Genomic DNA, 20,904 nt, shown 5'->3' on the forward strand with positions numbered 1-20,904 from the left:
AAAGCACGCTGGCACGGAGGCTACGTATGAAGTTTCGCTTTCCCATCATCATCATCGATGAGGACTATCGCTCAGAAAATACCTCGGGCCTGGGCATCCGTGCGCTGGCCCAGGCGATTGAGACTGAGGGCTTTGAAGTGCTGGGCGTCACCAGCTACGGCGACTTGTCGCAGTTTGCGCAGCAGCAAAGCCGTGCCAGTGCGTTTATTTTGTCGATTGACGATGAAGAGTTCACGCTGGGCGCCGGACAAGATCCGATCGTGCACAGCCTGCGCAGCTTCATTAACGAGGTGCGGCGCAAGAACGCCGATGTACCGATTTACATCTACGGCGAGACCAAAACCAGCCGCCACCTGCCCAACGACATCTTGCGCGAGCTGCACGGCTTCATCCATATGTTTGAGGACACGCCCGAGTTTGTCGCCAAGCACATCATCCGCGAAGCCAAGAGCTATCTGGAGAGCGTGCAGCCGCCGTTCTTCAAAGCGCTGCTGGACTACGCTGAGGACGGCTCGTACTCGTGGCACTGCCCGGGTCACTCGGGCGGCGTGGCGTTTTTGAAGAGCCCGGTCGGCCAGATGTACCACCAGTTTTATGGCGAGAACATGCTGCGCGCCGACGTGTGCAACGCGGTCGAAGAGCTGGGCCAGTTGCTGGACCACAACGGCGCGATTGGCGAGAGCGAGCGCAACGCGGCGCGCATCTTCAATGCCGATCACTGCTTTTTTGTCACCAACGGCACCAGTACCTCCAACAAAATTGTCTGGCACCACACCGTGGCTCCGGGCGATGTGGTGGTGGTCGATCGCAACTGCCACAAATCCATCCTGCACGCCATCATCATGACCGGCGCGGTGCCGGTGTTTTTGAAGCCCACGCGCAACCATTTCGGCATCATTGGCCCGATTCCGCAAAGTGAATTTGAGCCGGACACCATCCGCGCCAAGATTGCCGCCAATCCGCTGCTGAAAGGCGTGGATGTCAGCAAAGTGAAGCCGCGCGTGCTGACGCTGACGCAATCGACCTACGACGGCGTGCTCTACAACACCGAGACCATCAAAGGCATGCTCGACGGCTACGTGGACAACCTGCACTTTGACGAGGCCTGGCTGCCGCACGCGGCGTTTCACCCGTTCTACGGCAGCTACCACGCCATGGGCAAAAAACGCGTGCGCCCCAAGCATTCGGTGACCTATGCCACGCAGTCGATCCATAAGCTGCTGGCTGGTATCAGCCAGGCCAGCCATGTGCTGGTGCAGGATTCGCAGACCGAAAAGCTCGACCGCCATCTGTTCAACGAGGCGTATTTGATGCACACCTCAACCTCGCCGCAGTACAGCATCATTGCCAGTTGCGACGTGGCCGCCGCGATGATGGAGCCGCCCGGCGGCACTGCGCTGGTGGAAGAAAGCATTCTGGAAGCGCTGGACTTTCGCCGTGCCATGCGCCAGATTGAAGACGAATTTGGCAAAGACGACTGGTGGTTCAAGGTTTGGGGCCCAGAGAAACTGGTGGACGAGGGCCTGGGCCGCGCCGAGGACTGGATCATCCGTGCCGATAAAAAGGGCAAGAAAAATGGCAACAAGTGGCATGGCTTTGGCCCGCTGGCCGACGGCTTCAATATGCTCGATCCGATCAAGTCAACCATCGTCACGCCCGGCCTGAGTCTGGATGGCAAGTTCGATAAGACCGGCATTCCGGCCTCCATCGTTACCAAATACTTGGCTGAGCACGGCGTGGTGGTCGAAAAAACCGGCCTCTATAGCTTCTTCATCATGTTCACCATCGGCATCACCAAGGGCCGCTGGAACACGCTGCTGACGGCGTTGCAGCAGTTCAAGGACGATTACGAGAAGAACCAGCCGATGTCACGCGCCATGCCGGAGTTTTGCCAGAGCCACCGCCGCTACCAGCGACTGGGTTTGCGCGATATGTGCCAGCACGTCCACCAGTTGTACGCCCAATACGACATTGCGCGCCTGACGACGGAAATCTATCTGTCTGACCTGACGCCGGCCATGAAGCCGAGCGACGCCTACGCCCACATTGCGCAGCGCAAGACCGAGCGTGTGCCCATCGACGAGCTGGAAGGGCGCATCACCGTCGGCCTGATCACGCCGTACCCACCGGGCATTCCGCTGCTGGTGCCGGGCGAGGTGTTCAACAAGCGCATCGTTGATTACCTCAAATTTGCACGCGAGTTTGCTGCGCTCAGTCCTGGGTTTGAGACCGATATCCACGGCTTGGTGGAGTTGGAGGACGAAAACGGCAATGTCAGCTACTACGCCGATTGTGTGGCGCGCAGCAAGGCCGAGCAGGATGCTGAGCCACTGGCTACGGCAGACAATCTGGTGCAGGTGGGCGACAGCGGCCCATTTGGGCGCAACGTCTGAGGGGGCGGCGCTGTTACTGCACTGGCCTGTCTGGCATGTCTAGCCGCAGCCGCACAAAGCTGGCAAAGCGTGGCAGACCGCTGTCATGCGTGCCGCGAAAGCGGTAAGTCACCCAACTGCCCACCGCCGGCGGTGCGTTGCGCTCGGCATCGCTCAGGCCCGTGCCCAGCTTGAAGCGCTGGCCGTTGGGCATTTCCACCAGCAGCGCGCCCAGCCGGCCGGCGTGCTTGCCTTGGCCGGGCAGGTGCGCCACCACCCGCGCTTCGGCGTCGTCGTGCGTTTTGACCTTGATGAGATCGTCGCTGCGCCCGGCGCGGTACAGCGAGCTGCCCCGGTGCAGCATCAGCCCCTCGCCGCCAGCGCGCACGGTGCGCTGTAACAGGGCTTGCAGCGCCGCATCATTGGCGACGCGCTGCTGCGCCACTGCGACCACCCAGGGTTGGCCGATGCGTGCGACCGTGGCTTGCAGGACGGGTAAACGCTCGTCAAAGCTGCCAGGATGCGCGGGCAGGTCAAACACCATGAAACGCATCTGTCGCCATGCACTGTCCCCGGCGCTGGCTTGGCGCACGGTGGATTGGGCCTGTGCAAACTGGCCGCGCCCGGTCCACAGTTCGCCGTCCAGCGCTGTGCGGGGCCAATCGGCGGTGAACCAGATCGGGGCGTTGATGGTTTCGCCCCCGCGCGTCCACAGCGCCCTGCCGTCCCAGTAGCCGCGCACACCGTCGTACTTTTCGCTGACCCAGTAGTCCTGCAAATCCAGGCCGGGGCGATAGACCTGGGCCAGCAGCAGCGCGGGGGCGTCGGCAGCGGTGGCAGAAACACCAATGCCCCACGCGGCCAAAGTCAACAGGGTCAAGACGCGGCGGCGGTGGAGCATGGTTAACGCACTTTTTAATAGCTGCTGGCGCTTGCTGTGTAATCGCTAGAGCTGGTTTTTATAGATATTTTGCAAGTGTGCCAGGTGGGAGTCTGGCCTGCGTTGGGTTGGCCCGTAGGGCGTAACCCGACAATTCCAACCTCAGGCCAGTGCTTCGCTGTCGCCGCTGATGCCGGCGGTCTGGCTGAAGCCGCCATCGACATAGGTGATTTCAGCGGTGACGCCGCTGGCCAGATTGGAAAGCAGGAACGCCGCGACGTTGCCGACGTCCTCAATCGTTACGTTGCGGCGCAGCGGTGAGGCGCCGGCCACCATGCCCAGCAGCTTGCCAAAGTCCTTGATGCCGCTGGCGGCCAGCGTCTTGATCGGGCCGGCGCTGATGCCGTTGACGCGCATACCGCGCGGGCCGAGCGACTCGGCCAAGTAGCGTACGCTGGCTTCCAGGCTGGCTTTGGCCAGACCCATGGTGTTGTAGTTGGGGATGGTGCGCAAGGCGCCCAAGTACGACAGCGTCAGCAGCGCCGATTTGTCGTTCAGGTAGGGCAGGGCGGCCTTGGCCATGGCCGGGAAGCTGTAGGCACTGATGTCGTGGGCAATGCGGAAACCCTCGCGCGACAGGCCTTCCAGAAAATCGCCGCCAATCGCCTCGCGCGGGGCAAAGCCGATGGCGTGGACGAAACCGTCGATCTTCGGCCAGGTCTGCGACAGATCGCTGAACATGCGCTCGATCTGCTCGTCGCTGGCCACGTCGCAGTCAAACACCAGCGTGGAATCAAATTCAGCGGCAAAACCGGTGATGCGGTCTTTGAAGCGCTCGCCGACGTAGCTGAATGCCAATTCGGCGCCTTGCGCGTGGCAGGCCTTGGCAATGCCGTAGGCGATGGAACGGTTGGACAGTACGCCGGTGAGCAGCAGTTTTTTGCCGGTAAGGAAACCCATTTTTTTCTCCTGAACGATGTTGGATGGTGACACTGGCACCCGTACGCAGGCGCCAGTCAAAGGTGTTGGAAGCTGGTGCAGAATTGTCGCATGCGGTTTTTCATGATCTGTTGTTGGGCGCTGTGCGCCTTGCCGGCCTGGGCAGCGCACGGCTACGCGCTGTGGGGCACGCTCAAGTACCCGGCGGGCTTTGCACACTTTGACTACGTCAACGCCGCCGCCCCTAAGGGTGGCGAGTTGCGTTTGGTGAGTAATTCGCGCGCCTCGACCTTCGATAAATACAACCCGTTCACCATCAAAGGCAGCGCGCCGGCCTATTTGTCGCAGCTGCTGTTTGACACCCTGCTGACCGGCTCGCTGGATGAAACCGCCGCCGGCTACGGCCTGCTGGCGCAGGACGTGGAGGTGGCGCCGGACGGCCTGTCAGCCACCTTCCGCCTGCGGCCGCAGGCGCGCTTTCACCACGGTAAGCCGGTACTGGCGCAGGACGTCAAATTCAGCTACGACACGCTGGTCGGCCCGTTCACCTCGCCGGCCTACAAAACCATGCTGATCGACGTCGCCGGTGTGGATGTGCTGGACGACCGTACCGTGCGCTATCGTTTCAAGAAACCCAACCGCGAACTGCCGCTGACCGTCGGCGGCCTGCCGGTCTTCAGCCGCGACTGGGGCGTGGAGGACGGCAAAGCGAAGTCTTTCGACCAAGTGGTGGTGGACGAGCCATTGGGCAGCGGCCCGTACAAAATCGGCCCGGTGCGCTTTGGCAAGGACATCACCTATGTGCGCGACCCGAACTACTGGGCGCGCGACCTGAACGTGCGTCGGGGCACGGCCAACTTCGACCGCATCACCGTCAAAATTTACAAAGACGCCACCGCGCGGCTGGAAGCGCTCAAAGCCGGCGAATTCGACCTGATGCGTTTTTTCAGCGCCGGCGACTGGGCGCGGCGCGTGAATGGCAAGAAGTTCAACACCGGTGAACTGGTCAAGGGTGAGTTCCAGCACAAGCTGCCGTCGGGCTTTCAAAGCTATGTGTTCAACACCCGCCGGCCGCTGCTGCAAGACGTGCGCGTGCGCGAGGCGCTCGGGCTGGCGGTCGATTTTGAATGGATGAACCGGCAGATGTTTTACGGCGCCTACCAGCGCGTGAACGGCTTGTTTGGCAACACCGCCTGCGAAACGCACGGCCTGCCGTCGCCGCAAGAGCTGGCGCTGATGGAGCCGTGGCGCAAGGACTTGCCGGCATCCGCCTTCGGCCCCATGACCGTGCCGCCCAGCACCGACCCGCCGTCTTCCCTGCGCGCCAACCTGCGCCGCGCCCAGCAACTGCTGCACGATGCCGGCTGGCGCGTGCAAGACGGCGTGCTGCACAACGCCGCCGGTCAAGCGCTGGTGCTGGAATACATGGACAGCAACGAAGGCGGCGTGCGCACCGTAGCGCCGTGGATGCGCAACCTGGAAAAGCTGGGTATCGCGCTGCGTTTTCGCTCGGTGGACTTTGCGCTCTACCAGCAGCGCCTGCAAAACTTTGACTTCGACATCACCAGCATTGCCTATGGCGGCACCAACAACCCCGGCCAAGAGTTTGCCGACCTGTTTGGCAGCAAAGCCGCCGACACCGAGGATTCAGGCAACTTTGCCGGCGTTAAGAACCCGGCAGTCGATGCTTTCATCACCGCCCTGACTACCGCCAAGACTGAAGCGCAGCTACTGCCCGCCTGCCACGCCCTCGACCGTGCGATTGCCCACGGCCACTACCTGATTCCGCAGTGGACTGCGCCGACGCACCGCATGGTCTATGACGCGTGGCGCTTAGAACGCCCCGCCAGCGTGCCGCCGTATTCGCCGGGGGAGACGTGGGTGATTGATATGTGGTGGGCTAAAAATCCACCCGGGCCATAGAAGCGTTGATACCCATAATTTTCAGCGGTCATCACACAATTCCAAGGAAAAAATGCAAGCTTATATTTTCAATAAAAACTTCGCTCAATCTATTGTGGAAACTGGAGCTAACGTTGATTACCTGCCAAGGCCTGTGAAGAGGTGGTTCAAGGTTGAGCTGGACAAGTACGCCTATGCATTAGGGGCCGAATTCAAGCATTCCGAGCCGTTTTATTGTCAGGATAGTGTGTGGCGCGTGACTTCAGATTACCAGCCAGATACGGGATTTCTCATGTCTTCACGCACGCTGAATTTTCGGGGTGTCAAATTCAGTGCAGATGCGCTTAATAGTTCCATTGAGTTGCTCGCACATTCTGAAGACATTAACAAGCTCGAAGTTAGGCTGGCCCAGTGCCTTGAGCGTGGCGATACCCTCTCCATATGTCAGCAAGTTTGTGAGTGGGGCGGTTCGACAGGGCACCGGGTGTGGGGCAACCTGCAGCGCCACTGCAAGGAAATGGGAGATATGGACTGCACTTGGTTGCGCGATGCATTAAGAGACTGGTTTGCACACGCTGCTGACCAGAGCGATATCAAATCTGTGATTGCCGAGGGGGATGCGATCAAAGGATTGGGTGTTTCGTACGCGTCCAAACATTTACGACTGCTGTTCCCAGATAAATACCCAGTGCTGGATTCTTTGATTAGTGACGCGTTCGGGTACGACATGAACCCGAGTGGCTACGAGCTGTTTGTTTCCATGCTTGATCAATTCAAAAATGACCATCCGGAATTTTCCGGCCGAACTATCGGTGCCATTGAATCGGGACTTTTTCGGCTGATTCAGCGCGGTGTGCCTCCAATATGAAAGTGTGCTTGCTGCATTGCAAATTCACGCCAGTAAAAGTGATTTGAATCCATGTTTACCTACATCCTCAAACGCACCCTGTTGATGCTTCCCACCCTGCTGGGCGTGCTGCTGCTGACGTTTGTTGTGCTGCAGTTTGTGCCCGGTGGCCCGGTGGAGCAGTATTTGGCCGAGGCCAAGGCCGGCGCGAGCGGTGGTGGCGGTGCTGAAGGTGGCGGGCTGGCCTATCGCGGCGCGCAGGGTGTGGACCCCAAACGGCTGGAGCAAATCAAGCAGCTCTACGGCTTCGACAAACCAGCGCATGAACGCTTTGCCCAAATGCTCGGCCAGTTCGCGCGCTTTGATTTGGGGCGCAGTTTTTTTCAAAACAAAGACGTTTGGCAGTTGATTCGCGAAAAACTGCCGGTCTCCATCAGCCTCGGCATGTGGACATTTTTCATCAGCTATTTGGTCGCCGTACCGCTGGGTGTCGCCAAAGCGGTGCGCGCGGGCTCGCGTTTCGACCTGGTGACGACGCTGTTGATTTTGGTCGGCTACGCCATTCCGGGCTTTGTGCTGGGCGTGGCACTGCTGGTGGTGTTTGGCGGGCAGTTGCAGTGGTTTCCGCTGCGTGGCCTGACATCGAGCAACTGGGACGAACTAGGCTGGGGCGCGCGCATCGTCGATTATTTGTGGCACATCACCCTGCCGATCATTGCCATGGTGCTGGGTAGCTTTGCCGTCACCGCCATGCTGACCAAGAACGCTTTTCTGGAGGAAATCCGCAAGCAATACGTGCTCACCGCCCGCGCCAAGGGCCTGAGCGAGCGCCAAGTGCTGTGGAAGCACGTGTTCCGCAACGCGTTAATTCCCATCATCACCGGCTTTCCGGCGGCGTTTATTGGCGCTTTTTTTGCGGGCTCGCTGTTGATTGAGACGCTGTTTTCGCTCGATGGCTTGGGGCTGCTGAGTTACGAAAGCGTCATCCGCCGCGACTACCCGGTGGTGCTGGGTACGCTGGATTTGTTCACATTGATCGGGCTAGTGACAAAGCTGGTGTCCGATCTTTGCTATGTCTGGGTCGATCCGCGTGTCAAGTTTGATTAACTCCGCTCTTGTGTCCGCCCCCGCCTCTCTCTCCCCCTCCCGCCGCGCGTGGCTGCGTTTCAAGCGCAACCGGCTGGGTTATTGGAGCCTGCTGGCTTTTTGCGCGCTGGTGCTGCTCAGTCTGTGCGCCGAGCTGGTCAGCAACGATCGGCCGCTGGTGGTGCGCTACGAGGGCCAGACCTATTGGCCGATGCTCAAGGACTACCCCGAGACCACCTTTGGCGGCGACTTTGCGACACCGGCGGACTACCTCGATCCGTTTATCAAGCAACGTATTACCGAAGGCAGCAACTGGGCGCTCTACACCCTCAACCCCTACGGGCCGAATACGCTGAACTACTTTGCCAAAGCGCCCAACCCGTCGGCGCCGTCGCTCGACAACTGGCTGGGCACGGATGACCGGGGGCGCGACCTGCTGGCGCAATTGCTCTACGGCTTTCGCGTCAGCGTGCTGTTTGCACTGGCGCTGACGTTTACCGGCGTGTTGCTGGGCGTGGTGGCGGGGGCGATTCAGGGGTTTTTTGGCGGCAAGACCGATTTGGCGTTTCAGCGCTTTATCGAAATTTGGGGCTCCATGCCGGAGCTGTATCTGCTCATCATCTTCAGCGCGGTGCTGGCGCCGAGCATTGCGCTGCTGCTGGTGCTGCTGAGCCTGTTTGGCTGGATGGGGCTGTCGGACTACGTGCGCGCCGAGTTTTTGCGCAACCGCCAGCTCGATTACGTCAAAGCGGCGCGTGCTTTAGGCGTGGGCAACGGCCAAATCATCTGGCGCCACATATTGCCCAACAGCCTGACGCCGGTAGTGACGTTTTTGCCTTTCCGTATGAGCGCGGCCATCCTGGCGCTGACCTCGCTGGACTTTTTGGGCTTGGGTGTGCCGCCGGGCACGCCCAGCTTGGGCGAGCTGCTCAGCCAAGGCAAAAACAATATCGATGCGTGGTGGATTTCGCTGTCCACTTTTGCGGTGTTGGTGGTCACGCTGCTGCTGCTGACCTTCATGGGCGACGCGCTGCGCGATGCGCTCGACCCGCGCAAATCCGAGCGATGAATGGAACTTACATGAATACTGTAACACCCTTACTGGAGGTAGAACACTTGGAAGTGCGCTTTGGTAACAAAGCGGTGGTGCACGGTGTCAGTTTTGCCATTGCAGCCGGTGAAAAGCTGGCGCTGGTGGGCGAGTCAGGCTCGGGCAAGACCATTACCGCGCTCAGCCTGCTGCGTCTGGCGGGCGATGCCAACATCAGTGGCAAAGCCAAGCTACGCGGGCGCGATCTGCTCTCTCTATCAGAGCGTGAGATGCGCGGCGTGCGCGGTGGTGACATCGCCATGGTGTTTCAGGAGCCGATGACGGCATTGAACCCTTTGATGACCATCGGCCAGCAAATTACCGAGGTTTTAGAGCTTAAAAAGGCGCTAACGCCCGCCCAGTCTGCGCAAGCAGCTATTGAATTATTAGCAAAAACCGGTATTCCAGAACCTGCGCGGCGCGCCAATGCCTTTCCGCACCAGCTGAGCGGCGGCCAGCGCCAGCGCGCCATGATTGCCATGGCGCTGGCCAGCGAGCCGGCGCTGCTGCTGGCCGACGAGCCAACCACGGCGCTCGATGTCACGCTGCGCGGTCAGATTCTCGATTTGCTGTCGGCTTTGCAGCGCAGCAGCGGTATGGCGGTGTTGCTGATCACCCACGACCTGAATCTGGTGCGCCGCTTTGCCGACCGTGTGGCGGTGATGGAGCAGGGCGTATTGGTCGAACAAGGCCGTGTGGCCGAGGTGTTCAACGCACCGCAGCACGCCTATACCCAGCGCCTGATGGCCAGCCAGCCCCGACGCGATGTGCAGGAGGCTGCGCCTCCACCCGGCACCGTGCCCGTGGTGCAGGCGCAAAACCTGCGGGTGGTCTACCCCACGCCGCTGCCGGGTGTGCGTGGTTGGTTCAAAAAAGGCGAATTCGTGGCCGTACAGGGCGCCAGCTTGCAATTGCTGGCGGGGCAGACGCTGGGCGTGGTGGGTGAGTCAGGCTCGGGCAAATCGACGCTGGCGCAAGCGCTGCTGGGACTGTTGCCCTTTTCGGGCGGGGTGCAGGTCAGTGGCCAGGCGTGGCAGCAGCCGGCCACGCGCAATACCCCGGCCAACCAGCAGCTGCGTCGGCAGGTACAGGTGGTGTTCCAAGATCCGTTCTCGTCACTTTCGCCGCGCCTGACGGTGGAAGAAATCGTGGGCGAGGGCTTGCGCGTACACGAGTCGCAGCAGACCACAGCCGAACGGCGCACGCGGGTCGAGGCGGCGCTGGCTGAAGTGGGTCTGAGCGAAGCGCAGTTTCCCGGCCTGCTGGCGCGCTATCCGCACGAATTTTCCGGTGGCCAGCGCCAACGGCTGGCGATTGCCCGCGCCCTCATCGTGCAGCCGCAGGTGCTGGTGCTGGACGAGCCGACCAGCGCGCTTGACGTCACCATCCAGCAGCAGGTCCTGGCCTTGCTACAGCGCCTGCAGAAGGAAAAGGGTTTGAGCTACCTGCTCATCACCCACGATGTCGATGTGATTCGCGCCATGGCGCACCACGTGCTGGTGATGAAAGACGGCGAAATCGTGGAAAACGGCCCGGTGGCCCAGGTGCTGGATGCGCCGCAGCATCCCTATACCCAGCGCCTGGTGGCTGCGGCCACGGTGTCTGATAGCAGATAGCACCGTGTTGCAGGCTGAAAATCGCTCTGGCGCCGGTCTTGACAGCGCTAAGAGCTATCAAAATTAAAGTGATGCCATGCACCGGAAACGGGAGCGGAAGGTCTTCGATCGGTGGGTTAGGGTAATTTGCACCTCTTTGGTGCAATCGACAGCCCTGATGTTGGGCATGGTAATTGCTTGTCTAGGCCTTCAGCTTTCACCATGCCATGGACTTTTTTGTGCCTTCTTTCTTCGCTCCCCGCCATCGCCGCGCCAGCCTGCTTTCCACTGAAGTCGTGAACCGTTCCCGGGTGCTGGACACACTGGTCAACAACCTGGAAGGCATGGCCTACCGCTGCCTGAACGATGCCCACTGGACGATGGTTTTTGTCAGCCAGGGGTGTGCGGAATTGACCGGCTATGCCCCGGCGCAGTTGCTCGGCCCCAACGGGGTCTCCTGGGCGCAGATTACCCATCCGGACGATCTGCCGCGGGTGCGCGGTGCTGTCCAGCGCGCTGTGGCCAGTGGACAGCGCTTTGCAGTGCAGTACCGCATCACCACCTTGTCGGGGCAGACGCGCCATGTGACCGAGCGCGGTGTGGCGGTGCACGATGAGCACAACGTGCTGGTCGTGGAAGGTTTCATTGAAGACATCACCCAGACCCAGGGCACGCGGGAGGCCCTGGAGCACGCCGAACTGCGCTACCGTCACATCTTCGAGCACGCCAGCGAGGGCATCTTCCAGACCACGCGCGATGGCCATTACTTGGCTGCCAACCCGGCGCTGGCGCGCATCTACGGTTACCAGACGCCCGCAACGCTGATGGCCGACCTGTCCGACATCGACCGCCGCCTGTACGCCAAGCCGGGCAGGCGCGAAGTTTTTCACCGGCTGATGAAGGCCCAGGGTCAAGTGCTCAACTTCGAGTCGGAGGTGTACCGGCGCGATGGCACGCGTATCTGGATATCGGAAAACGCCCATGTCGTGCGCGGCTCGCATGGCGAATTCCTGTGCTATGAAGGCACGGTGCAGGACATCTCCGAGCGGCGCCATTACCAAGAGCAACTGGAGCGCCACGCCAACCATGACCTGCTCACTGGTCTGCCCAACCGCGTGCTGCTGGGTGACCGCATCGCGCAGGGTATCGCACGCGCCACACGCTTGGGCTACTACCTGGCGCTGGTGTTTATCGACCTGGACAACTTCAAGTTCATCAACGACAGCCTGGGTCATGCCGCAGGCGATGAGCTGCTCAAGGAGGTGGCCTTGCGTCTGACGGGGTGCCTGCGCAGTTCCGACACCGTGGCCCGATTGGGTGGCGACGAGTTTGTGCTGGTCATCAACGACCACTACCGCACGAGCAGCGTGATCTCGCTGCTGGAGCGGGTACTGAAAGACATTGGCCGCCCGGTGATGCTGTCCGGGCGCGAGTTTCAGGTCGGTGCCAGCCTGGGTGTAGCCATGTTCCCCAGCGATGGCGATGATGCGCAGCTGTTGCTCAAGCACGCCGACGTGGCCATGTATGCCGCCAAAGACCGGGGGCGCAACAATTTTCAGTTTTTCACCCGTGAACTCAACCGCCAAGCCGATGAGCGTCTGCACCTGGAGGCGGCCATGCGCACCGCACTGGAGCAGGGCGCCTTTGAGGTGCATTACCAGCCGAAAGTGGACCACCGGCGCCGCATCGTCGGCGTCGAGGCGCTGGCGCGCTGGTTCCACCCCGAGTTGGGCACGGTAGGGCCGGATCGCTTTATCCCCATCGCCGAAGAAACCGGACTGATCCTGCCGCTGACCACCGCCATCCTGCGCCTTGCGCTGGCCGCCGCGCACCGCTGGAACCACCAGCGCGAGGTGCCGCTGCGCTTGGCCGTCAATCTGTCCCCCCAGCTTTTTTTGAGCCACGACATCGTGGCGCACGTGTCCGCCTTGCTGCGCCAAGCCCAAGTGCCGCCTTGTCAGGTGGAGCTGGAGATCACCGAGTCGGTGTTCATGGGCGACAGTGAGCGTGCCGTGGCCATCCTGAGCGACTTCAAGGCCTTGGGCGTGGGTCTGGCCATGGACGACTTTGGCACCGGCTATTCATCACTGAGCTACTTGCGGCGTTTTCCGCTGGACACGATCAAGATCGACCGCTCTTTGGTGACGGGCCTGGAGCACGAAGAGGAGGTGGCGATGATTGCGCGCGCTGCCATCTCGCTGGGCAAGAGTCTGCGCAAGACGGTGGTGGCCGAGGGAGTGGAAACCCAGGCGCAGTTTGATTTTTTGCGTTACCAGGGCTGTGATGAATTTCAGGGCTACCTGCTCTCGCGCCCTGTGTCCGAGGAGCAATTGACACGCCTGTTGCTGGAGACAGGTGGGGTGATTGCGCCCACGCCGATGTAGCGGACGCAGCTACTATTTGCGCTTATCCTAGGGTTAAATGTGCCTCTAGCCCTTGTGTATAAAGCGTTAGCAGCTATCGAAATAGATTTTTTGCGGCGTGTTCTTATCTGCCGGTGGTGTTGGCGCCGTCCTGCAGCACCCACAGCACCTGCTGTTCGTCCACCCCCAGGTTGCGCGCCTGGAGCAGCAGTTGCTGCTGGACGTTCTCGGCCAGCACCGGCGTGCGCGACAGGATCCAGAAATAATCCAGGCTTGACCCGACCACCATCGCCCATTGGTATTTGGGATCAAGCGCCACCACGTTGTAACCCCCATAAAACGGGCCGAAGAACGATACCTTCAGCGCCGCCTGCGTGGGTTCGCCGACAAAGCGCGCCTTGCCTACTGACTCTTTCCATTGCTGGCGTTTCGGATCAAAGCCGCGGTTGACCACACGGATCGTGCCGTCGGGGTTGCGGCTGTAGTGGGCACTGGTGCGCACCAAGCCTTTTTCAAAACGATGGTCGATACGCGCCACCTCATACCAGTGGCCGGCGTAGCGGTCCAGATCAAAAGACACCGGCTCAATGCCTTGGGGTACGCGCGTAGCGCAGGCGCTCAGTGCCAGCAGGGACAGCAGGGCCGCCGCTCCCAAGGCGAGGGGCAGCGCGGGCCTGCGGCGTAAAGAGGGAGGCAAAAACATGGTGCAATTCCTTGTGGAGATGGGATGCAATGGCGCCGCTGTGTGGGCCGATGCGTGAATGTAGTGGCGCTACCACTGCGGTGCCTGTAGGCCGCAGCTGGCAGATGTTGTCAGGCAGGGCAGTCACAGAGCCGACCGGTTGCAGCCAAGGCAGGGCGCATCCCTGTGGTGGCGCGGACGATGGTTTTACAACTGCGTGCATGGCAAAGGATAGAAAGTGCTAAGGTTTTTCACCGCCGCTTCACAGGAAGAACGCCATGGCAACGGTTTCTGCTGCGCCCGCTCCCACCTATACCAGCGAAGAAAAGCGCAAGCGCGTCTTTGCCATCGTGGCGGCCTCGTCGGGCAACCTGGTCGAGTGGTTCGACTTCTACATCTACGCCTTCTGTGCGATTTATTTCGCACCGTCCTTTTTCCCCAAGTCCGATCCGACGGCGCAGTTGTTGAACACGGCAGGAGTGTTTGCGGCGGGTTTTCTGATGCGACCCATCGGCGGCTGGATTTTTGGCCGCATCGCCGACCGGCGTGGGCGCAAGACGTCGATGGTGCTGTCGGTGCTGATGATGTGCGGCGGCTCGTTGCTGATCGCCGCGCTACCCACCTACGCCAGCATCGGTGCCTGGGCACCGGCCCTGCTGCTGCTGGCGCGATTGATCCAGGGGTTGTCGGTGGGCGGCGAATATGGCACCACCGCCACCTACATGAGCGAGGTGGCGCTGAGCGGTCAGCGCGGCTTTTTCTCGTCGTTCCAGTACGTCACGCTGATCGGCGGGCAACTGCTGGCGGTGCTGGTGGTGGTGGTGCTACAGCAGTGGCTCAGCGAGGCCGAGATGAAGGCCTGGGGCTGGCGTATTCCGTTCGTCATTGGCGCTTTGACCGCCGTGGTGGCGCTGTTTTTGCGGCGCACGCTCAAAGAAACCTCGACGGCCGAGACGCGTGCCAGTCAGGAGGCCGGCAGCGTGGCCGGCTTGCTGCGCAACCACCGCGCCGTCTTTCTGACGGTGCTGGGCTATACCGCTGGTGGTTCGCTGATTTTCTATACCTTCACCACCTACATGCAGAAGTACTTGGTCAACTCGGCCGGCATGTCGATCAAGACCGCCAGCTACGTGATGACGGCCTGCCTGTTTCTGTACATGTGCATGCAGCCGCTGTTTGGTGCGCTGTCCGATCGCATTGGTCGGCGCACCAGCATGATGCTGTTTGGCAGCTTGGGGGCGCTGGCCACGGTGCCGATTTTTACGGTACTGCAGCATGTGCAGAGCCCTTATGCAGCATTTGCGCTGATCCTGCTGGCACTGGCCATCGTCAGCTTCTACACCTCCATCGGTGGCATCGTGAAGGCTGAAATGTTTCCGCCCGAAGTGCGCGCGCTGGGCGTGGGGCTGTCGTATGCCATCGCCAACGCCATCTTTGGCGGCTCGGCCGAATATGTGGCACTGGGACTCAAGTCACTGGGCCACGAGTCGGCGTTTTACTGGTATGTCACCGGGATGATGGTGGTCGCTTTTCTGGTCAGCCTGCGCCTGCCGCGGCACGCCAGCTACTTGCGTACCGACCCTTAAGAACCGACAGCGGGTGCTGGGCGAAAGGCCATTTCTGGTCGAAATGGCTCCACACGCTTGTCTGTAAAGCGCTGCTAGCTACTAAATTTGTAGCGATCCCCAGAAGTCGCTGAGTACCGCTCCTGCCCCTGCGGTGGTTCGTGGACTAACGCAGGTAAGACCGAAGCACGGCAGCGACCTGGTCCATACCGGCCGTGCGCTCGCTCTCTTGCAGGCCAGCTGCACTCACATGCTCGCGCAGATGGCCTTCTAGCACCTGGGCCATCAGGCCGTTGATGGCGCCCCGGATCGCGGCGATCTGCTGCAACACAGCGGCGCAGTCGGTTTCGGCCAGCAGTGCCTTTTCAAGCGCACTGGTCTGGCCCTGGATTCGGCGCACGCGCGCCAGCAATGGTTTCTGTCCCGCAACGGTGTGCGCCATGTTGATTGCTTCCTTTCTATACTGGGGTGGAGTATATTATGGGCGTTTCCAGACCCCCCATTTCATGCAAGTCTCTGTCCCGCATCCCCACTGGACCCATTCCCACCATTTTCACCAGGACAACCCGCTGGCCGAGCGCAACACGCGCTGGGCCGTGGCCCTGACGTTGGTGATGATGGTGGCCGAAATCGCCGGCGGCTGGGTTTTCAACTCGATGGCCTTGCTGGCTGATGGCTGGCATATGAGCTCCCATGCCCTGGCACTCGGACTCTCGGCCATGGCCTACGCGGCGGCGCGCCATTACGCACACGACAAGCGGTTTTCGTTGGGCACCTGGAAGATCGAGGTGCTGGCGGGATACACGAGCGCGTTGGCACTGGTGCTGGTGGCTGGCGTGATGTTGGTGCAGTCGCTCCAGCGGTTGATGGCGCCGCAACCCATCCACTACGATGAGGCCATCGCCATCAGCGTGGTGGGCCTGCTGGTTAACCTGGCCTGTGCCTGGTTGTTGCGGGGTGGGCACCACCACGGCCATGACCACGGACAAGCCGACCACCCGCACCACCATGACTTGAACCTGCGCTCGGCCTACCTGCATGTGCTGGCCGACGCGGCCACTTCGGTGCTCGCCATCGTGGCGCTGCTGGGCGGCAAGGTCTGGGGTGCAAACTGGCTTGATCCGCTCATGGGCATCGTGGGCGCTGTGCTGGTGGCGGTGTGGGCCCAGGGCCTGCTGCGGGATGCGGGCAAGGTGCTGCTCGATGCTGAAATGGACGCACCGGTGGTGCAGGAAATCCGTGAAGTCATCGCGGCCAGCCCGCTGCCGGCGCACATCAGCGATCTGCATGTCTGGCGTGTGGGCCGCGGCAACTATGCGTGCATCGTGTCTCTGGTCACGTCGCAAGGCGCTGACCCGGAGTATTTCAAGCAGCTGCTGCGGGTGCATGAGGAACTGGTCCATATCACGATCGAGCTCCATGTCGCAGACGCAGCCGTGCTGGCGTGAGTCCGGGAGATCTCGCTTTTTTCAATAACTGCCGAGCCTGCAGGCAGAATCGTGTGCAGCGCGCGAATGCGCACGATTCCTAGAGATCCACGGCCATGAACTTCAGCGACCTTGACAACGATACCGAAGGTAGCACGCGCGCGCACCAGGAGCGGGCCGCCGCTGCATCGCGCAGCACGTGGGTGAGCGTGGGGGTCAACCTGGTGCTGTCCACCCTCCAGATCGTGGTCGGCGTGCTGTCCAAGTCGCAAGGTCTGATTGCCGACGGCATCCATTCGCTGTCAGACTTGGTGGCTGACTTTGTCGTGCTGTTAGCCAATCACCATTCCCAAAAAGCGGCCGACAAGGAGCACCCGTATGGCCACCAGCGCTTTGAAACTGCTGCCTCGCTGGTGCTGGGCCTGCTGCTGCTGGGCGTGGGGGTGGGCATGGTGTGGCAGGCCGTGCTGAAGCTGGAAAACCCTGCGGAGGTGCCCCAGGTGCATGTGGTGGCCCTGTGGGTGGCGGGTGCGGCGCTGGTGAGCAAGGAGCTGTTGTTTCGCTACATGCTGGCGGTGGCCAAGCGCGTCAAGTCGAGCATGTTGGTGGCCAATGCGTGGCATGCGCGCTCGGATGCAGCCTCGTCGCTGGTGGTGGGCATCGGCATCGCTGGCAACCTGCTGGGTTACCCCATTCTTGACCCGATTGCAGCGCTGATCGTCGGCTTTATGGTGGCACGCATGGGCTGGACGTTTGGCTGGGATGCGCTGCACGACTTGATGGATCGCGCAGTCGATGAGCAAGAGGTGCAGGCGATTCGCCGGACGCTGCTCGATACCCCGGGCGTGAGCGGTGTACACGATGTGCACACGCGCAAGATGGGCGACATGATTGTGGTGGACGCGCACCTGGAGGTGGACGCCACGCTGACCGTCGAGGCCGGGCACGAGATCGCTGTTTTGGCGCGCCAGCGCGTCTTGCAGCGGCACCGCGTGCTCAACCTGATGGCCCATGTGGACCCTTGGCGCAAGCCCGATCTGGACCATCCGACGTAGATGCTTAGGCGCGGCGCCAGCGCTGTCCGACGCGGCGCACCAACTCCAGCCAGAGGAAGCTCACGGCAATCAGTGCCGCCGCTATGACGAAGCCTTGGCGGCCCGGCAGCTCCAGCCCCATCAGCGTGCGCAGCCACGGGATGCCCAGCACGGCAACGAGCAACAGGCCCATGCCGCCGGCCATGGCCCACAGCCAAGGGTTGCGGTCGGTGATGCCAAACCACGCCGGCCGTGATAAATCACGGTTGGCCCAGATCAACAGCATCACGCCCAGCACCAGCGAGCCAAATACTACGCTGCGCCCTTGCGCGTGGCTCCAGCCGTGGTTGGTCAGCCAGGCCTGCCCGGCCAGTAGCACGGCCGCCATGCCCAGGCCTTGCACTATTGAGTAGAACAGTGGCCCGACCGCAAACGGCGAGTCAGTCACCGGACGTGGCGTACGCTCCATCAGGCCCTCGGCCTCGGGTTCGGCCTCGAAGACGATGGAGCAGGCCGGGTCGATCAGCAACTCCAGCAGCACGATGTGTACCGGCAGCAGTAGCGCTGGCCAGTGCAGCAGCGTCGGCACCAGCGCTAGCCCGATGATGGGGATATGCACAGCAAAGGTGAAGCGCGTGGCTTTGCGGATGTTGTCGTCAATGCGCCGGCCTTGGCGGATGGCGGCGACGATGCGCGCAAAGCTGTCGTCCAGCAGCACCAGCGCGGCGGCTTCGCGCGCCACATCGGTGCCGCGCTCGCCCATGGCGATGCCGACGTCGGCAGCTTTCAGGGCCGGGGCGTCGTTGACGCCGTCGCCGGTCATGGCCACCACCTCGCCGGAAGCGCGTAGCAATTGCACTAGGCGCAACTTGTGCTGGGGTTTGAGGCGTGCGCACAGATCGACGTGCTGCAAGCGCTGGCGCAGGGCGGCGTCGTCCAGCGCTTCCAGCTCGGCGCCGGTGATGGCGTCGGGGCGCTGCGACAGACCCACCTGCTGCGCAATGGCGCGGGCCGTGGCCGGGTGGTCGCCGGTCATCATCAGCACGCGCACGCCAGCGCGCCGGCATTCGGCCAGGGCGGCCGGCACTTCAGCGCGCGGCGGATCGGCCAGACCGACCAGTCCGAGGAATTCAAAGTCGAAGTCGTGCTGGCTTTGCGGCCACGGTGGGGCGTTGCCCTGCGCTGCGGCGATGCCGCTCCAGCGCCCGCACGCCACGCCCAGCACGCGCAGGCCGCGCTCGGCCATGGCTTCTACCTGACGCTGGATGGCGGCCCTGGCGTCGGGGTGGAGGTGGCACAGGTCGGCCACGGCTTCGGGTGCGCCTTTGGTAGCCAGCAAATATTGCGCAGGCTGGGCGCTGGCAAATACCCGCGTCATGGCCAAAATTTCGCCCGACAGGGCGTATTCAAACGCCGGCTCGCGCCCGTCGTGCACATGCTCGGTGCCGGCCAGCCACTGGTGGCCAAAGCGCTGGATGGCTTTTTCCATCGGATCGAACGGGTCGCCCGGCGTGGCCAGCAGTGCGAATTCGGTCAGCCGGTGGAACTCCTCGGGCAGCTCGCTCGCGCCCTCGGGCGTGAACTGTGCGCGGGCGGTTGCCAGCTCGGCGAGTTCCATGCGGTTGACGGTGAGCGTGCCGGTCTTGTCCACCGCCAGCACGGTGATGGCACCCAGCGCCTCGACCGCTGAGGTGCGCCGGGTCAGCACTTTCTGTGTCGAGAGGCGCCATGCGCCCAGCGCCAAGAAGATGGTGAGGATGACCGGAATTTCCTGCGGCAGGATGGCCATGGCCAGCGCGATGCCGGACAGCAGGCTGTCCAGCAGCGGCCGGCCATTCCACCACCAGCCCAGAAATACTTGGACGCAGGCCAGCAACAGTGCGCCCGCACCGAGCCGGCGCACCAGGGTGCGCGAGCCCCGTTGCAGCGCCGAGGGCGGCTCGGTGGTGGCGGCCAAGTCGGCGCCGATGCGTCCCACGGCAGTGGCGGCGGCGATGGCGCTGACCTCGGCCAGGCCAACGCCCCGGGTGACGAGAGTGCTGGCGAATAGGGCGGCGTCGGGTGCTTTGGCCACCGGTACAGACTCGCCGGTCAGCAGCGATTCATCCACTTCGAGCTGGCCTTCACACAGCAGCGCGTCGGTGGCGATGCGGTCGCCTTCGTGCAGCACCAGCAAATCGCCGCGCACCACGTCGCGCCCGGCGATACGCTGCTCTTGGCCGTCCCTGATCACCAGTGCGCGTGGCGCTGAGAGGTCGCGCAGGGATTCGAGCGCGCGCTGCGTCTTGCGCTCTTGGGTCACCGTCATGCCAATGACCACAAAGACGAAGCTGAGCAGAAACAGTGCCTCCCCCGGATCTCCCAGCGCTAGGTAGATGGCGCCGGCGGCCAGTAGCATCAGGAACATTGGTTCGGTCACCACCTCGCGCACGATGGCCCAGGTGGATTTAGGCGCGCCGTCAGGCAGTAGGTTCGGGCCCTCCAGGGCCAAGCGGCGCGCAGCCTCAGCGGCGCTTAGGCCGCACCGTGCTGGCGTTGTGCGGGGCGAAGGCGCTTTATCCATGGGCATTGCAGTTGTCCTCAGAGCGTGGGCTGTCGCCAGTGTAGGCACAACACCGGGTAGGAAACGTCAGGTCTTTTGGTTTGAATGAAACAGGCTGCAAACGCTTTCCCATCCAGCGCAAGCAGCTATTTTTTTGATAGTTTCAATGCCAGTGCCAAAGTTCAGTGCGCCGCACAATGCAGGCAAAACGCCTTGCCAGGAATGTGATGAAAACATCCTTCAGCCTTGGGCAAGGCGCATGCTGTGGGCTTTGGCGTGACTGACCAAATGCGCGGCAAGCCCCGTCCAAGTCAGTCGGCTGCGCAGCAGCCTAGAGGCAGAGACGCCTGATTTGGGCGGGCAAGGATAGCGCTGCCCGCGCAAGCGGGCATAGGTATTCAGTGGGGCGTTTGCTGCTGCTCGATATACCTGCGGATCACATCAAGGGGAGCACCACCACAGGACGAGGCAAAGTAGGAAGGCGACCACAGCATGTTCTTCCAATACCTGTTGGCAATGTCCGGGCGCTCTTTTCGCAGCAGGCGGCTAGACACGCCCTTGAGGCTGTTCACCAGGTTCG

The 20,904-nt window shown here is 61.9% G+C and carries 16 protein-coding genes; 10 read left to right on the plus strand and 6 right to left on the minus strand.

Annotated features, from left to right (window positions below):
* The first annotated feature begins 26 nt into the window (after positions 1–26).
* Positions 27–2,393, plus strand: a complete 2,367-nt coding sequence (locus tag Q390_RS0115890; RefSeq protein WP_027996951.1) for an arginine/lysine/ornithine decarboxylase — start codon at positions 27–29, stop codon at positions 2,391–2,393.
* Positions 2,394–2,406: 13 nt separating this feature from the next.
* Here Q390_RS0115890 and Q390_RS0115895 read toward each other — a convergent pair whose 3' ends face one another.
* Both Q390_RS0115895 and fabI read right to left on the minus strand, forming a co-directional pair.
* Positions 2,407–3,273 carry a DNA ligase gene (locus Q390_RS0115895; RefSeq protein ID WP_027996952.1) on the minus strand — a complete coding sequence of 289 codons (867 nt, stop codon included), beginning with the start codon at positions 3,271–3,273 and terminating at the stop codon, positions 2,407–2,409.
* Between the two features lie 141 nt (positions 3,274–3,414).
* Positions 3,415–4,212 carry an enoyl-ACP reductase FabI gene (gene fabI / locus Q390_RS0115900; RefSeq protein ID WP_027996953.1) on the minus strand — a complete coding sequence of 266 codons (798 nt, stop codon included), beginning with the start codon at positions 4,210–4,212 and terminating at the stop codon, positions 3,415–3,417.
* Positions 4,213–4,302: 90 nt separating this feature from the next.
* On the opposite strand from fabI, the gene Q390_RS0115905 reads away from it, so the two are divergent.
* The 6 genes from Q390_RS0115905 to Q390_RS0115930 all read left to right on the plus strand — a co-directional run bounded on the left by Q390_RS0115905 (position 4,303) and on the right by Q390_RS0115930 (position 13,095).
* Positions 4,303–6,114, plus strand: coding sequence for an extracellular solute-binding protein (locus Q390_RS0115905; RefSeq protein ID WP_027996954.1), 1,812 nt, complete (start codon positions 4,303–4,305; stop codon positions 6,112–6,114).
* A gap of 52 nt (positions 6,115–6,166) precedes the next feature.
* The gene (locus tag Q390_RS0115910) at positions 6,167–6,961 is read left to right on the plus strand and encodes a hypothetical protein (protein WP_027996955.1); all 795 of its coding nucleotides are present in this window, start codon (positions 6,167–6,169) and stop codon (positions 6,959–6,961) included.
* A gap of 51 nt (positions 6,962–7,012) precedes the next feature.
* Complete coding sequence (locus Q390_RS0115915) at positions 7,013–8,047, plus strand: ABC transporter permease subunit (protein WP_027996956.1); 1,035 nt, start codon at positions 7,013–7,015, stop codon at positions 8,045–8,047.
* A complete protein-coding gene (locus Q390_RS0115920) occupies positions 8,013–9,095 on the plus strand; it encodes an ABC transporter permease (RefSeq protein WP_211250488.1) in 1,083 nt (360 codons plus the stop codon). Before Q390_RS0115915 ends, Q390_RS0115920 begins: the two co-directional genes overlap by 35 nt.
* Positions 9,096–9,106: 11 nt before the next feature.
* Positions 9,107–10,732 carry an ABC transporter ATP-binding protein gene (locus Q390_RS0115925; RefSeq protein WP_211250490.1) on the plus strand — a complete coding sequence of 542 codons (1,626 nt, stop codon included), beginning with the start codon at positions 9,107–9,109 and terminating at the stop codon, positions 10,730–10,732.
* A gap of 275 nt (positions 10,733–11,007) precedes the next feature.
* A complete protein-coding gene (locus tag Q390_RS0115930; protein WP_245606944.1) occupies positions 11,008–13,095 on the plus strand; it encodes a putative bifunctional diguanylate cyclase/phosphodiesterase in 2,088 nt (695 codons plus the stop codon).
* Between the two features lie 103 nt (positions 13,096–13,198).
* Here Q390_RS0115930 and Q390_RS0115935 read toward each other — a convergent pair whose 3' ends face one another.
* Positions 13,199–13,777 (minus strand): lipocalin family protein, encoded by a 579-nt coding sequence (locus tag Q390_RS0115935; RefSeq protein ID WP_051603302.1) that lies wholly within the window; start codon positions 13,775–13,777, stop codon positions 13,199–13,201.
* Positions 13,778–14,034: 257 nt separating this feature from the next.
* On the opposite strand from Q390_RS0115935, the gene Q390_RS0115940 reads away from it, so the two are divergent.
* A complete protein-coding gene (locus Q390_RS0115940; protein WP_027996961.1) occupies positions 14,035–15,342 on the plus strand; it encodes an MFS family transporter in 1,308 nt (435 codons plus the stop codon).
* 145 nt (positions 15,343–15,487) lie between these two features.
* On the opposite strand, the gene Q390_RS0115945 is transcribed toward Q390_RS0115940, so the two are convergent.
* On the minus strand, positions 15,488–15,763 hold the full coding sequence (locus tag Q390_RS0115945; RefSeq protein WP_027996962.1) for a metal/formaldehyde-sensitive transcriptional repressor: 276 nt from the start codon (positions 15,761–15,763) through the stop codon (positions 15,488–15,490).
* 64 nt (positions 15,764–15,827) lie between these two features.
* Between Q390_RS0115945 and dmeF the strand changes: the two genes are divergently transcribed.
* The gene (gene dmeF, locus Q390_RS0115950) at positions 15,828–16,769 is read left to right on the plus strand and encodes a CDF family Co(II)/Ni(II) efflux transporter DmeF (protein ID WP_027996963.1); all 942 of its coding nucleotides are present in this window, start codon (positions 15,828–15,830) and stop codon (positions 16,767–16,769) included.
* A gap of 95 nt (positions 16,770–16,864) precedes the next feature.
* A complete protein-coding gene (locus Q390_RS0115955) occupies positions 16,865–17,803 on the plus strand; it encodes a cation diffusion facilitator family transporter (RefSeq protein WP_027996964.1) in 939 nt (312 codons plus the stop codon).
* Positions 17,804–17,807: 4 nt separating this feature from the next.
* On the opposite strand, the gene Q390_RS0115960 is transcribed toward Q390_RS0115955, so the two are convergent.
* Complete coding sequence (locus tag Q390_RS0115960) at positions 17,808–20,345, minus strand: cation-translocating P-type ATPase (protein ID WP_027996965.1); 2,538 nt, start codon at positions 20,343–20,345, stop codon at positions 17,808–17,810.
* 377 nt (positions 20,346–20,722) lie between these two features.
* The coding region (gene tnpA / locus Q390_RS19680) for an IS200/IS605 family transposase (RefSeq protein WP_027996966.1) at positions 20,723–20,904 on the minus strand (182 nt) is incomplete at its 5' end.

This window comes from Simplicispira psychrophila DSM 11588, from assembly GCF_000688255.1.
Lineage (GTDB): Bacteria > Pseudomonadota > Gammaproteobacteria > Burkholderiales > Burkholderiaceae_C > Simplicispira > Simplicispira psychrophila.